This is a genomic window from Actinomadura livida (assembly GCF_014648675.1).
Lineage (GTDB): Bacteria > Actinomycetota > Actinomycetes > Streptosporangiales > Streptosporangiaceae > Spirillospora > Spirillospora livida.
This window is the reverse complement of sequence record NZ_BMRO01000023.1, coordinates 75,845-89,201: the sequence shown is the minus strand read 5'-3', so window position 1 is coordinate 89,201 and position 13,357 is coordinate 75,845. Positions and strand designations below refer to the sequence as shown.

Here is a 13,357-nt window from a genome sequence, read left to right as displayed (position 1 = left end):
CGTGGTGGAGGTGCGCGAGCAGTTCCGCACCAAGCCCGGGATCATGGACTACACCGAGAAGCCCGACTACGACCGGGTCGTGGACATCTGCACCCGGGACGCGCAGCGCGAGCTCGCCACCCCCGGACTGCTCGCGATCATGACCCCGATCGCGGTCGGCTTCGCCCTCGGGTACGCGCCGCTGGGCGCCTACCTGGGCGGTGCGATCGCGGCGGGCGTGCTGATGGCGGTATTCCTCGCCAACTCCGGCGGCGCGTGGGACAACGCCAAGAAGCTCGTCGAGGAGGGCCAGCTCGGCGGCAAGGGCAGCGACGCGCACGAGGCCACGATCATCGGTGACACGGTCGGCGACCCGTTCAAGGACACCGCCGGTCCCGCGATCAACCCGCTGATCAAGGTGATGAACCTGGTCGCGCTGCTGATCGCGCCGGCGGTCGTGACGTACGCGGGCAACACCCTGCTGCGCGTCGTGGTGACCGTGCTGGCCGTCGGTGTCGTGGTGGCCGCCATCGTGATCTCCAAGCGGCGCGCCGACCCGATCGCCGACCCGGCCGTCGAGGGCGGCGCACCCGGCCCGGCCGCCACGGAGGGCGGCACGGCCGAGGGCGGCGCCATCGAGGAGGGCACCCCGGAGGAGGCCGCGGTCGGCGCCGACTCCGCCAAGGCCGAGTCCGGCAAGGACGAGTCGGCCGGCAAGAAGAACTGACCGGTAGCGAGACAGGGGCCGGCGGCACGGCGCCGCCGGCCCCTCCGCATGCCGGGGGTCGTGCATGGAACGCCCGTAATCGGTCATACGCTGTACGTGCCGATCCAGGCGAAGCGATGCGAACTCGGGAGGCGTTGTGACGAGCGGCGACGGTAAGTCGACCATGTCGGGTGCCAAGGGCTTCGCCATCGTGCTCGGCGGAATGCTAGGCGTAATCCTCCTGCTCTGGGCCCTAGCAGCGCTCGTAGCCCCGTAACCCCCCGCGACCGTGGCCCCCACCGGCACGACACCCCCTTCGCGCGCCCTCGACCAGCCACCCCCCGGCCCCCCAGCCCCACCACCACAGGAAGACGCTTCAGCGCCGCGGCTAAGCGGTTTTGTGAGGGGCGCGGGGACCTCAGCCACCGCAGCGACCCCGCAAGGACCTCAAGGCTTGCGATCGCGTCCGAAGGCAGGTTTCGAGCGTGCGAGAAACCTGATCGCGCAGCGAGCCCCCAGGGCGAGCCGGAGCACTGCGTGCCCGCCGCAGGAAGGCGCTTCAGCGCCGGGGCTGGGCGGTTCTATGAGGGGCGGGCAGACCTCAGCCACCGCAGCAACCCCGCAACGACCTCAAGGCTTGCGATCGCGTCCGAAGGCAGGTTTCGAGCCTGCGAGAAACCTGATCGCGCAGCGAGCCGCTAGGCGAGTCGGAGCGATGCAGCGATCGCGCGCATTGCCCGCCGAAGGGAAGGCGCTCCAGCGCCTGACCGCCAAGGGCAATGCAATAAGAAGGGAGAGAGATGGAAGTGGGTACGCCGGCGCTTGTCGTGCTTCGCCATGCCAAGGCGGTCGCCGGGTTGGGGGTCGCGGACATCGATCGGACGCTGAACGATCGCGGGCGGCGGGATGCCGCGGCGGCCGGGGAGTGGTTGCGGGCGAACGGGCTCGTCCCGGATCTGGTGCTGTGTTCGACGGCGGCGCGGACGCGGGAGACGCTGGCGCTGCTGGACGTCGACGCCGAGGTGAGTTTCGAGTCGGGCATCTATGACAACGACCCCCGGGAGCTTCTCGAGCTGGTGAGCCGGACGCCGGACGAGGTGGGGAGGCTGCTGCTCGTGGGGCACAATCCGTCGGTGCACCAGCTCGTCTACGATCTCGCCGGGAGTGCGCCGGCGCTCTTCCCGACGTGTGCGTTCGCGGTGATCGAGTTGTCGGGTGCGTGGGCGGACGTGCATCCCGGGTCGGGGACGCTCCGCGCCACCCATACTCCGAAGGACTGACGTCAGGGTCGCGGTTCGGCGGCCTGCAGCGACGAGTCGATGACGGTTCCGGTGTCCTCGCGCAGCAGGCGGATCACGTGGCGGGTGCCGGAGACCTGCAGCAGGGCGTGCCGGAGCGGGGTGAACTCGTCCCGGTCGACGCCGGAGCTGAGTTCGGCGCGGCGGCGCCTGGTGAGTTTGGACAGGTGGGTGTCGAGGTCGGCGAGTTCCTCGCTGAGCGCTTCGGCGGGCGTCTCGGCCTTGGGGTCGTGCTCTTCGTCTTCCAGTAGTTCCGCGGCTTCTTCGAACTGGTCGGCGAGGCGGTCGAGGATCTCGGGGATCGGGCCGGTGTCCACGGCCTCCTCGCGGGACAGTTTGGCGACGGTGATGAGGTGGTCGCGGACGCGGTGCGCGGCGTCGACGGCGGTGCCGAGCTCGGTGATCAGCGCGGTGTCGGGCAGCCGTTCGTGGCCGAGGCGGGTGCGGGTCTCGGCGACGGCCTCCGCGGCGCGTTCGGCGGCGACGATCTTGTCGTAGGGGAGGCGGGTGCGTTCGCCGGCGAGGACGTCGGCGGCGGCGCGGACGAGGTCGGCGTGCCGGTCGAGGAGGCGGCCGAGGAGAACGGGCAGGCGTTCGAGGTGCCCGGCGGGCCACAGCAGCCGGACGGCGAGGTACGCGATGATCGTCCCGCCGAGGGTCAGGACGATGCGCTGTCCGGCGGTGAGCCAGTCGGAGGGTGTGCTGTACTCCAGCAGCATCATCGCCAGCGGCGTCCCGAACAGGGCCCAGTAGGTGTAGTTCACGGAGCGCATCGCGTAGCCGGCGACGGCGAAGCAGAAGGCGATGACCGCGATGGTGGACTGCCCGGGCGCGATCGCGAGGATGATCGCGGCGACGGCCGAGCCGGCGGCGGTGCCGCCGAAGCGCTGGACGAGGTGTTCCACGGTCTCGCCGTAGGTGGCGCGGAGGCTCAGCATCGCGGTGATCGTCATCCAGTGCCCGAACTGGAGGTGCAGCGCGGCGGCGAGCGCCATGGTGACCAGTGCCGTCAGGTAGACGCGCGACACCTGCCGGAACCGGGGGGAGCGGGTGCGGACGGCGTTGCGGATCCGGCCCAGGACCGGTGCCGGGCTGAGGGTCGCCGGCATCCGGGGCGGCGACAGGCCGATCCGCAGCCCGCCCGCGGTGATGCGGCGGGTGCGGGCGACCTCGCCGGCGATGCGGTCGACGGACCGGCGCACCTGCCCGATCAGCGCGACCGCGACGAGGTCCTCGTCTCCGGCGAGCCCGGCGCGCCGGATGTGCTCGGCGGCGCGTCCCATGCGCCGGACGGCGGCGGACTCCTCGCGGCCGAGCGGTGCCTCGCCGCCGGTGGCGATCGTGCCGGAGATCAGCCGGAGCCGCGCGGCCAGCGCCCAGATCGCCGTCTGCGTCTCCTCCTGCCAGGGGCGGTCGGGCGGGTAGTTCCTGGTGGCCTCCAGGACGGCCTGCAGCGTCACCGTCTCGTGCAGCACGCGGGCCAGTCCCTCGATGAGCCGCTCGGGCCGGGTGGGGTCCTGGCGCCCGCGCCCGGAGCGGTAGAGCCCGTACGTGGCGCGGGCCGTGGTGAGCGCCTCCGACGCGGCCCGCCGCTTGGCCTCCCAGTCGGGGATGCGGGTGATGGCGAGCAGGTCGGGGTCGGTGACGTCGACGTCGTCGAGGAGGCTGGCGTCGGGTGCCCCGATCTCCTGCGCGACGGCGTCGAGCGCCTCGGCGACCGCGTCCGCGGTGTCGCTCAGCGCGGTGTTCAGGGGGCGCAGCCGCCGCGCGGGCCACGGCGCCAGCAGCAGGACGGCGACGAGCAGCCCGCCGATGAGCTCCAGCACCCCGATGAGGATGACGTCGGACGGCGGCCGGACCGCGCTGAGCAGGACCGCGAGGCCGGCCGTCGAGCCGATCCGCGGTATGGCGGTGCCGAGGGCGACCAGCGGCGGCACCACGAGCACCGGCAGCCAGGTGCGCTCGCTCAGCAGCCCGCCGATCCCCGAGCCGACCGCGACGACCACCACGCCGACCGCGAGGTTCCGGGCCCGCGTCCCGTAGGGGCCTTCCGGTGCCCGCAGGGCGACGAGGTAGGCGCCGAGCGCGATCACGGACCCCTGGACGGCGTTTCCGGTGATCGTCCCGATGAACAGCGGCACCGCGATGGCGAGCGCCGCGGCGATGCCGTACATGGGCGTCGCGTGCCCCTGGGCCTGGACGATGGCTTCCCGTGCCCGCTGCAGTACCGGGGACCGTTCGCCGTCAGCGGGGCTCTCCAGGGCCGCCCGGCCCCTGCGCAGCCCGGCCCGCACCCTGGACCGCATCCTCAGCGCCACTCGTCCCCGCGGCCCCACGAGGCGGCCGGCGTGTGCCGCGCGGCCTGCGGGTGCGGGTGCACGCTCCGCTGCCTACCGGGCGGCCGGGGGCTCGTCGCCCCGGGCGTCGAGGGCGTCGGCGGCCTCGACCTCTTCGCGCGAGATCCCCAGGAGGAAGACGATCGTGTCCAGGTAGGGGACGTTGACGGCGGTGTCGGCGGCCTCGCGGACGACGGGCTTGGCGTTGTAGGCGATGCCGAGGCCGGCGGCCTGGAGCATGTCGAGGTCGTTGGCGCCGTCGCCGATCGCGACGGTCTGGCTGACGGGGACGCCGGCCTCGCTGGCGAAGCGCTCCAGCGCGGCCGCCTTGCCGGCGCGGTCGATGACCGGGCCGTGCACCCGGCCGGTGATCTTGCCTTTCTCGATCTCCAGCGTGTTGGCGGCGGAGTAGTCGATGCCGAGGTCCTCGACGAGGGCGTCGGTGACCTGGGTGAAGCCGCCGCTGACGATGGCGAACTTGTAGTCGAGGCGCTTGAGGGTGCGGACCATGGTGCGGGCGCCCGCGGCCAGCCGGAGCTTGTCGCGGACGTCGTCGATGGCGGACGCGTCGAGCCCGGCGAGCAGCGCGACCCGCTCGCGCAGCGAGCCCTCGAAGTCGAGTTCGCCGCGCATGGCTGCCTCGGTGACCTTGGAGACCTCGTCGAGGCAGCCGGCGTGCTCGGCGAGCAGCTCGATGACCTCGCCCTGAATGAGGGTGGAGTCGACGTCCATGACGATGAGCCGCTTGGCGCGCCGGTGCAGGCCGCCGTGCTGGACGGCGACGTCCACCTGCTGCTCGGCGGCCTCGGCGGTGAGGGCGGCGCGGAGCGCGTCGGGGTCGGCGCCGGAGACGTCCATCTCGATGCAGGTCACGGGGTTCTGCGCGAGCCGCTCGATGCGGTCGATGTTGGCGCCGTGCGCGGAGATGCGGCCGGCGATGCCCGCCATGGCGGCGGGCTTCAGCGGCGCGCCGAGGACGGTGACGTGGAGCCGGCCGCGGCGCTTCGGCATCCGCTTGTTGCGGCCCGTCGACAGCTCGATCTCCATGTCGAGGTCGTTGGCGACGCGTTCGGCGGCGTTCCACACCCGGCCGATGTCGGCGCCCTCGCTGTAGGCGAGCAGGACGCCGAGGATGAGGCGGCCGCGGATGACGACCTGCTCCACGTCGGCGACGGTGAGCGGGAATTCCGCGAGTGTCCTGAAGAGACGCGACGTCACGCCGGGGCGGTCGCGGCCGGTGAGTGTGATGAGGAGCGTGCGCTGTCCTGACCCGTCCATAGCTGTTCCCAACGGTACCGGCCGTGACGTGCGGCCCGCGCGTCAGGTCCGCCATGCGAGACGCGTCGCTAGCCGGGCAGGATGAGGTTGGCGTCCCCGAACTCGTGCCAGAGGTAGCGCTCGGCCAGGGCGGACTCGTAGGTGGCGGCGAGCAGGCCGGGGCCGGCGATGGCGGTCAGCATCATCAGGTGGGACGACTTCGGCTCGTGCAGCCCGGTGAGGAGGCCGTCGACGGCCCGGACGCCGCGCTCCGGCGTCACGACGTGCTCGGTCCACCCCGCTGACGCCCGGACGCGTCCTGAGGCGTCCACGGACGTCTCCAGGGCGCGCACGGCGGTCGTGCCGACGGCGATCACCCGCCCGCCCCGGGAACGGACGTGCCCGACCAGCGCGGCCGTCGCTTCCGGGACCTCGTAGCGCTCTGCGTACGGGGGTTCGTGGGCCTCGGGGGACGCCACGCCCGTGTGCAGCGTGATCGGCGCGATGAGTACGCCGCCCGAGACGAGCCGGGTGACGAGTTCGGGGGTGAAGGGGCGTCCGGCGCTCGGCATCTCGGCGCCGCCCGCCGTCCGGTCGTGGGCGAACGCCGTCTGGTACGCGGCGACCGGCCAGTCCTGGCGCACGTACCCGTACCGGATCGGCGTCCCGTGCCCCCGCAGGTACGGGACGACGGCGGTGCTGAGCCTGGCCTCCCAGAGCCGGTCGGACTCCCTGGGAGACGGCCCGCCCCGCCCGCTCGCGTGCCGCCTGACCAGCGTGAGCGTGGCGCCGCCCGGCATCGGGATCCATTCGCCGCAGCGGCCGCCCGAGTAGGGCCGGTCGGACTTTCCGGCGCGGCGCCGCAGCTCCACGATCCACAGCCGGTCGTCCCCGCCGGGCACGGGCGTGGAGAAGTGGACGCTGATCCGGTCGAGCCGGACGGCCGCGGGCAGCGTGGCCGAGGTGTTGACGACGAGGAGGTCCCCGGGTTCGAGCAGCGAGGGGAGGTCGCGGAACCCGTGGTGGGAGACCTCTCCGGTGGCGCGGCGCGAGACGAGGAGCCGGACGCCGTCCCGGGCGCGGCCGCGCGCCTCGGGCGGTTCGTGCGCCTCCAGGGCGGCGGGGAGGGCGAACTCGACGGTCATGGGCGGGCCTCCAGCCGGAGTGCGGTGATCACGCCGAGGGCGGCGATCGCGGTGAACAGCGCCCCGGCGACGGCGAGCCCCGTGCCGAGCCGGGCGGCGCCGAAGCCGGCGACCAGCGCGCCCGCGACGCCGACCACCAGGGACGAGCCGAGGGTGTCGCTGATCTGGAGCGCGGACGAGTTGACGCCCTGCTCGCCCGCGGGCGACAGGTCGAGGAGCAGGACGGAGAGGCTGCTGATCGCGAAGCCCATCCCGGCACCGCCGATCACCCACGCGGGGGCGGTGAGCCAGCCGGAGAACTGGAGCGCGCCGACGGACAGGACGATCCCGGCGGTGACGAGCACGGCGCCGAGCCAGGCGAAGAACGCGCGCGGCCGCTTCGACCTGCTCTGGAACTGGGCCGACGCCGACCAGCCGAGGGAGCCGACCGTCAGGACGACCCCCGCCTGCGTGGCGCTGAAGCCGTGCAGCCGGGTGAGCGCCAGGGGGATGAACACGCCGGTGCCGAAGAACGCGCCGGCGAGAAGCCCCCGGACCAGGACGACGCTCGGCAGACCGCGCCGGAACCGCAGCGTCCCGGCGGGCAGCAGCTTGGGCAGCCCGTAGGCGAGACCCGCGAGCCCGGCGGCCGCGGCCGCCGCCATCGTCCAGCCGGGCCTGTCCAGGCCGTACAGGAAGATCCCGGCGCCCGCCGAGACCGTGATCGCGGCCAGGTACCGGCTCCGGCCCGCCGCCGCGGCTCCGCCGCCCGCGAGCCCGGTGCCGCGCAGCGCCGGGACGAGCAGCAGCACCGGCGGGACGACCAGCGGGATCAGCCCGAGGAACACCCACCGCCAGCCCGCGTGCTCGGCGACGACGCCGCCGACCGCGGGGCCGATCAGCGACGGGAGCACCCAGGCGGCCGAGAGCGCCCCGAACACCCGGGGGCGGAGCTCCTCCGGATAGACGCGGGCGATCATGACGTAGAGGGCGACCATCGCGACGCCCGAGCCGAAGCCCTGCACGGCGCGGCCCGCGACGAACAGCCACATGGACGGGGCCGCGCCCGCGAGCGCGAGGCCCGCGACGAACGTGCCGAGCCCGGTCATGAACGGCCGCCCCGGACCCGACCGGTCGACCCAGCCGCCCGCCAGGACGATGGACAGCAGGCTCGTGATCAGGGTCGAGCTGAACCCCCACGCGTACAGGGCCAGCCCGTCCAGGTCCCCGGCGACCAGGGGCATGACCGTGCCGACGGCCATGTTCTCGAAGGCCAGCAGGGTGACGACCGTGACGATGCCGAACGTCGGCCCCCGGAACCCGGCGCCCAGCAGGCCGCGGTCGCCGCCCGGCGCGGCCTTTGCAGGATCGGGGTCGACGACGGTCGTCATCGCGCGGCGGCGGGTTCGGCGGGGAGGTCGGCGGCCCGGTACCGGCCGCTGGGCGGGCGGTCCGCCACGAGCCGCCGCAGCACGGCGGCCGTCCGCTCGGGAGGCGGGGCGGAATCGGCGTCCTCGCCGGCCGCGCGCAGCATGGCGGTGTTCATCTCACCTGGGTCCACCCACCACACGGCGACGCCGGGCTCTTCCGCGGCCAGGATGTTGGAGAGCTGCTCCAGGGCCGCCTTGGACGACCCGTAGCCGCCCCACGTCTCGTAGTTCTCCGTGGCCGCGTCCGAGGTGACGTTCAGGATCGCGCCGCCGCGCTCCCGGAGTCCGGGCAGGAAGTCCTGGACGAGCGCGAGCGGCGCCAGGACGTTCGTCGCGAAGGTGTCCGCGAGGTCGGCGACGGGCAGCTCGGCCAGCCGCGGCATCGGCGTGGGGCCGAGGGTGCTCGCGTTGTTGACGAGCAGGTCGAGCCCGCCGTCCGCCGCCCGGACGAGGTCCGCGCGGTGCGTGGGATCGGTGACGTCCCCGGCGACGGCCGTGGCGCTTCCGCCGATCTCCCGGACGGCGGCCGACAGGGCGTCCGCGTCGCGCGCGTCGACGACGACGTGCCAGCCGTCCCGGGCGAGTCCGCGGGCCAGGGCCCGGCCGAGCCCGCGGGAGGCCCCGGTGATCAGTGCTGTTCTCATGCCGTCGACGCTAGGAATCCGCGCGATTCCAGGCATCGGCCGACGGGTCCCCGGGCGGTGGTCAGATGGTCCTAGGACCCGGGTCCGCCGCGCCCGCGCCGCAGATGGGGCGAACCGTGTGCAGGCTCGCCTTTCCCGGGGGAAGCGAGAAGACCCGGGCACCGAGTACGGTCTTCACAGTGAGTGCCGGAAGGCGCTCGTACCACGGGTGACGAGAGGCCGGGATGGAGACCGAGAGCGGCGGCTGCGGCGACCAGGGCGCGACCCTGCACGCCGTGAGCTCGGCCGTGCTCGCGGTGACCCGGCACCTGTCCGTGCACGAGGTGCTCCAGGTGATCGTCCGGGCGGCCGCGCAGCTGCTGGACGCCCGCTACGCCGCGCTCGGCGTGCCGGACGACGAGGGCTCGTTCGCCGAGTTCGTCGTCGAGGGCATCTCCGAGGAGGAGTGGGAGCGCATCGGGCCGATGCCCCGCCAGCACGGGATGCTCGCCGCGATGCTGCGGAGCGACGCGCCGAAGCGGCTCGCCGACATCCGCAAGGAGCCCGAGTTCGAGGGCTGGCCGGTCGCGCATCCCGTCCTGAAGGACTTCCTGGGCGTGCCGATCCTGGACGGCGAGGACGTCCTCGGCATCGTCTTCCTCGCCAACAAGCGCAACCCCGGCGGCTTCACCGCGAACGACGAGGAACTCCTCACCCTGTTCGCCGCGCACGCCGCGATCGCCATCACGAACGCGCGGCTGTACGAGCACAACCGCGAGCTGACGGTCGTCGCCGAACGCAACCGCATGGCCCGCGAGCTCCACGACGCCGTCGCGCAGAAGCTCTTCTCGCTGCGCTTGACCGCCCGCACCGCGTCCACGCTGGCCGAGCGCGACCCGGCCCGCACCGTCCGGGAGCTGGAGCAGGTCGAGCGGCTGGCCGCCGAGGCGCTCAACGAGCTGCGCGCCGTGATCTTCGAGCTGCGCCCGGCCGACCTCGCCGACGGGCTGGTCCCCTCGCTGCGCAAGCACGTCGAGGTCCTCGACCGGGCCCACGAGGCCAGCGTGCGCATCGCCGCCGACGAAGCGGTGGTGCTGCCGGAGGAGCACGAGGCCGTCGCCTTCCGCATCACGCAGGAGGCCCTCTACAACGCGCTGCGACACGCCGGGGCGCAGACGGTCGAGGTGCGGCTGGCGACCAGTGACGGGAGCGCCGTCCTGGAGGTCGCCGACGACGGTTCTGGGTTCGACACGTCCGACGCGGCCGAGCCCCAGAACGGGCTGGGGCTCGCCTCCATGCGGGACAGGGCGTACTCCATCGGCGGGGGCCTCACGATCGACGCACGGCCGGGGAAGGGCACGACCGTCCGGCTGGAGGTGCCGCTGTGAGCGCGAACGGCACGGGCCCGCGAGGCGGCACGATCAGGGTCCTGATCGCCGACGACCATCCGGTCGTCCGGCAGGGGCTGCGCACCTTCCTCGGCATCCAGGACGACATCGAGGTCGTCGGCGAGGCCGAGGACGGCGTGTCGGCCGTGACACTGGCCGAATCGCTGGAGCCCGATATCGTGCTCATGGACCTCAAGATGCCGGGCGCCGACGGCTTGGCCGCGCTGACGGAGCTGCGGGCTCGGGGGGTGGCGGCACGGGTCCTGGTCCTCACCAGCGTCACCGAGCGGGGGCACGTGCTGCCGGCGGTGCAGGCGGGGGCGGCCGGGTATCTGTACAAGGACGTCGATCCGCAGGCGCTGGTGCAGGCGATCCGGGCGGTCCGGGACGGGCACGTGCTGTTCGCGCCCGACGCGGCCGAGGCGATGCTGGCGGACGGCCCGGGGGGCGGGGCCGGCCGAGACGACCGCGGCCTGGCCGCGCTGACCGAACGGGAACGGGAGGTGCTCGTGCACATCGCGCGGGGGAGGTCCAACCGGGAGATCGCCCGCGCGCTCGTGGTGTCCGAAAAGACGGTCAAGACGCACGTCAGTAATCTGCTCATGAAACTGGGAGTCCAGGATCGGACGCAGGCGGCCCTGTACGCCGTCCGGCACGGCGTCGGCGCCCCCGGGGAAACCGGTGGAGCCACGGCCCGCGGCTGATACAACTCCTCTGACAGGATCGTCATCGAAATTGGTATGAACGTAGCAATCAGATACGCAGCAGGCAGCGACATCGGCTGCAACCGAGAGAACAACGAGGACTCGGGCTACGCCGGTGCGCGGTTGATCGCTGTCGCGGACGGGATGGGCGGCTACGCGGGCGGCGAGGTCGCGAGCTCCACCGTGATCGGCTCACTGCGCTCGCTGGACACCGATGCCCGCAAAGACGATCTTGTCGACGCGCTGGGCCGCGCGGTGGCCGAGGCCAACGAGAAACTCCGGCTCGCCCGCGAGGAACGTCCCGACCTGAGCCGGATGGGCACCACGCTCACCGCCATGCTCTGGGACGGCGAGTCCGTGGCACTGGCGCACGTCGGCGACTCGCGCGGCTACATGCTGCGCGACGGCGAGCTGTACCAGATGACCCAGGACCACACGATGGACGAGCTGCTCAAGGCGGAGGCCGAGCAGGCCGGCCAGCAGGCCGACCCGGCCGAGACGTCGCGGCTGTCGCACGTCCTCTACCGGGTCCTGGACGGACGCGAGGACCGCGAGCCCGACCTGCGCCTGCGCGACGCCCAGCTCGGCGACCGCTACCTGCTGTGCTCCGACGGCCTGAGCGGCCCGGTCGACGCGCAGAAGATCTACGAGGTGCTGTCCGCCGAGGCAGACCCGCAGCGGGCCGTCGACCGCCTGATCGAGCTCGCCCGCGACAACGGCGGCCCCGACAACATCACCGCGGTCGTCGCCGACGTCGTCGAGTCCGAGCACGTCACCGGCCCCGGCACCCCTCTCGTCGTGGGCGCCGCCGCCAACGCCTGACCCCCGGCCCACCTCTCACCACCCGCCCGCCCAACTCGCCCCGCCCTCCCGCACCACCCCCGCACATCCGCGCGCGCTGGCCGCATGTGGCGGTTTGTGCATGCCTTTGGTCACACGGCGTCTCACCTCGCAGGACGTCCGTTCTGGCCCGTACGCCTTACCTGGACGTCGCTCCGCTCCGTGCGCGTCCGTCCCGCTGGTCGCTCGTTTGCTTCGTCCGCCGCGAAATTCCAGACGATTCGTGGAACTCGTCGGGTGAAAGAGTGCTCGCGCAGGTGGCGATTTGTCCTACTCTTGCCGTGAGGTGGCGTCGGCGAGCCCTGGGTAACGGTCCGATCGCGGATCGTCGGCCGGGCTTGACCCGCCTCGGGGTGAACCCTGTATACGGGTCACTCAGTTCAGTCATCGAGGCGGAGGATTCGTGGGGGAAGCGCCCGGGGCGGCGGCCGCCGGTGCACCGAACGGTGTGCTCGGCGGGACCGTGAGCCGGACCCTCACCGCGGCACGGCATGGACCCAAGGGTGTGGTGCTGCGTGTCGCGGCGATGGCCGTTGCGGCCATCGGCGCGTCTTGGATCCACCGTGTCAACGACCCCGGCGTGCTCTGTCCCCTTCGGGCGCTCACCGGAATCCCGTGCCCCCTCTGCGGGAGCACCACCGTGTTCATCGAACTCGGCTCGGGCCGTCCCGCCCAGGCCGTGCTGGCGAACCCGGTGGCCCTGGTCGGCGCGATCGCCGTGGCGCTCGCACCGCTCGGGCCGGGAGGACGGTGGTGGGCACTCCAGCCGAAGACCCGTGCCTGGATGCTCGGCACCGCCCTACTGGGGTCGGAGCTGTGGCAGCTCGTCCGGTTCGGTGTTCTGCGCGTTTGAGCCGCGGTCGATCCTCGGTCAGACTTGCGGAGCCCACCGGGTCCGGCGGGCGTCACACAACCACAGGGTCAATCAATAAGGAGCAAGTGTGGGCAACCCCTACGACCCGTACGGTCAGCAGCCGGGCTACGGGCAGCAACAGCCCGGGTACGGCCAGCAGCCCCCGGCCCAGCCCGGTTACGGCCAGCAGCCGGCGCAGCCCGGTTACGGCCAGCAGCCCGGTTACGGCCAGCAGCCGCCCGCGCAGCCGGGATACGGCCAGCCCCCGGCCCAGCCCGGTTACGGCCAGCAGCCCCCCGCGCAGCCCGGCTACGGCGCCCACTCGGCGCCCCCCGCCCAGGGCTACCAGCAGGAGGTGCACCACCACCACTACGGCTCGACCGGCCAGCTGGCCGAGTGGGGCTCGCGTGCCGGTGGCTACATCATCGACTACCTCATCGTCGTCGCCCCGTTCTTCGTGCTGTACCTGATCGGCAGCCTGCTCAGCGGGTCCGGCAGCGGCGGCGCCGCCGCGATCGGCGTGCTGTTCATGCTGATCGGCCTCGCCGTCTGGCTCGGCCTCTTCCTGTGGATCTGCCACCAGGAGGGCACGACCGGCCAGTCGATCGGCAAGCGGCAGATGCGCATCCGCCTGGTCGGCGCGCAGACCGGGCAGCCGATCGGCTTCGGCATGGCCGTCGTCCGCAAGATCGCGCACGTCCTCGACAGCGCGCTGTGCTACCTCGGCTTCCTCTGGCCGCTGTGGGACGACCGCAAGCAGACGTTCGCCGACAAGGTGTGCAACACCATCGTGGTCCGCGCCTGATCACAGGTCCATGA

General features: G+C 72.9%; 12 protein-coding genes. 7 read left to right on the top strand and 5 right to left on the bottom strand.

Features of this window, described 5'->3' with window-relative positions; genetic code table 11:
• Together IEZ03_RS38370 and IEZ03_RS35265 are read left to right on the top strand one after the other, a co-directional pair.
• A partial coding sequence (locus tag IEZ03_RS38370; protein WP_229808781.1) for a sodium/proton-translocating pyrophosphatase occupies positions 1–706 on the top strand: 706 nt, incomplete at its 5' end.
• Between the two features lie 779 nt (positions 707–1,485).
• Positions 1,486–1,965, top strand: a complete 480-nt coding sequence (locus IEZ03_RS35265) for a SixA phosphatase family protein (protein ID WP_184889994.1) — start codon at positions 1,486–1,488, stop codon at positions 1,963–1,965.
• Between the two features lie 2 nt (positions 1,966–1,967).
• On the opposite strand, the gene IEZ03_RS35260 is transcribed toward IEZ03_RS35265, so the two are convergent.
• From IEZ03_RS35260 to IEZ03_RS35240, 5 genes are all read right to left on the bottom strand, one after another.
• Positions 1,968–4,289, bottom strand: a complete 2,322-nt coding sequence (locus tag IEZ03_RS35260; RefSeq protein ID WP_184889993.1) for an FUSC family protein — start codon at positions 4,287–4,289, stop codon at positions 1,968–1,970.
• 84 nt (positions 4,290–4,373) lie between these two features.
• Positions 4,374–5,597, bottom strand: a complete 1,224-nt coding sequence (gene serB, locus IEZ03_RS35255; RefSeq protein ID WP_184889992.1) for a phosphoserine phosphatase SerB — start codon at positions 5,595–5,597, stop codon at positions 4,374–4,376.
• 68 nt (positions 5,598–5,665) lie between these two features.
• Positions 5,666–6,721, bottom strand: coding sequence for an S-adenosylmethionine:tRNA ribosyltransferase-isomerase (locus tag IEZ03_RS35250; protein WP_184889991.1), 1,056 nt, complete (start codon positions 6,719–6,721; stop codon positions 5,666–5,668).
• Complete coding sequence (locus tag IEZ03_RS35245; RefSeq protein ID WP_184889990.1) at positions 6,718–8,091, bottom strand: MFS transporter; 1,374 nt, start codon at positions 8,089–8,091, stop codon at positions 6,718–6,720. Before IEZ03_RS35245 ends, IEZ03_RS35250 begins: the two co-directional genes overlap by 4 nt.
• Positions 8,088–8,774: an SDR family NAD(P)-dependent oxidoreductase gene (locus tag IEZ03_RS35240; protein ID WP_184889989.1), complete on the bottom strand. Its 687-nt coding sequence runs from the start codon at positions 8,772–8,774 to the stop codon at positions 8,088–8,090. Before IEZ03_RS35240 ends, IEZ03_RS35245 begins: the two co-directional genes overlap by 4 nt.
• Positions 8,775–8,998: 224 nt before the next feature.
• Between IEZ03_RS35240 and IEZ03_RS35235 the strand changes: the two genes are divergently transcribed.
• The 5 genes from IEZ03_RS35235 to IEZ03_RS35215 all read left to right on the top strand — a co-directional run bounded on the left by IEZ03_RS35235 (position 8,999) and on the right by IEZ03_RS35215 (position 13,343).
• A complete protein-coding gene (locus IEZ03_RS35235; RefSeq protein WP_184889988.1) occupies positions 8,999–10,141 on the top strand; it encodes a GAF domain-containing sensor histidine kinase in 1,143 nt (380 codons plus the stop codon).
• The gene (locus IEZ03_RS35230; RefSeq protein ID WP_229808780.1) at positions 10,138–10,845 is read left to right on the top strand and encodes a response regulator; all 708 of its coding nucleotides are present in this window, start codon (positions 10,138–10,140) and stop codon (positions 10,843–10,845) included. The genes IEZ03_RS35235 and IEZ03_RS35230 overlap by 4 nt, the downstream gene beginning before the upstream one ends.
• A gap of 36 nt (positions 10,846–10,881) precedes the next feature.
• On the top strand, positions 10,882–11,667 hold the full coding sequence (locus IEZ03_RS35225) for a PP2C family protein-serine/threonine phosphatase (RefSeq protein WP_184889987.1): 786 nt from the start codon (positions 10,882–10,884) through the stop codon (positions 11,665–11,667).
• Between the two features lie 544 nt (positions 11,668–12,211).
• Positions 12,212–12,538, top strand: coding sequence for a DUF2752 domain-containing protein (locus IEZ03_RS35220; RefSeq protein WP_184890995.1), 327 nt, complete (start codon positions 12,212–12,214; stop codon positions 12,536–12,538).
• A gap of 88 nt (positions 12,539–12,626) precedes the next feature.
• Positions 12,627–13,343 carry an RDD family protein gene (locus IEZ03_RS35215; protein ID WP_184889986.1) on the top strand — a complete coding sequence of 239 codons (717 nt, stop codon included), beginning with the start codon at positions 12,627–12,629 and terminating at the stop codon, positions 13,341–13,343.
• Positions 13,344–13,357 lie beyond the last annotated feature (14 nt).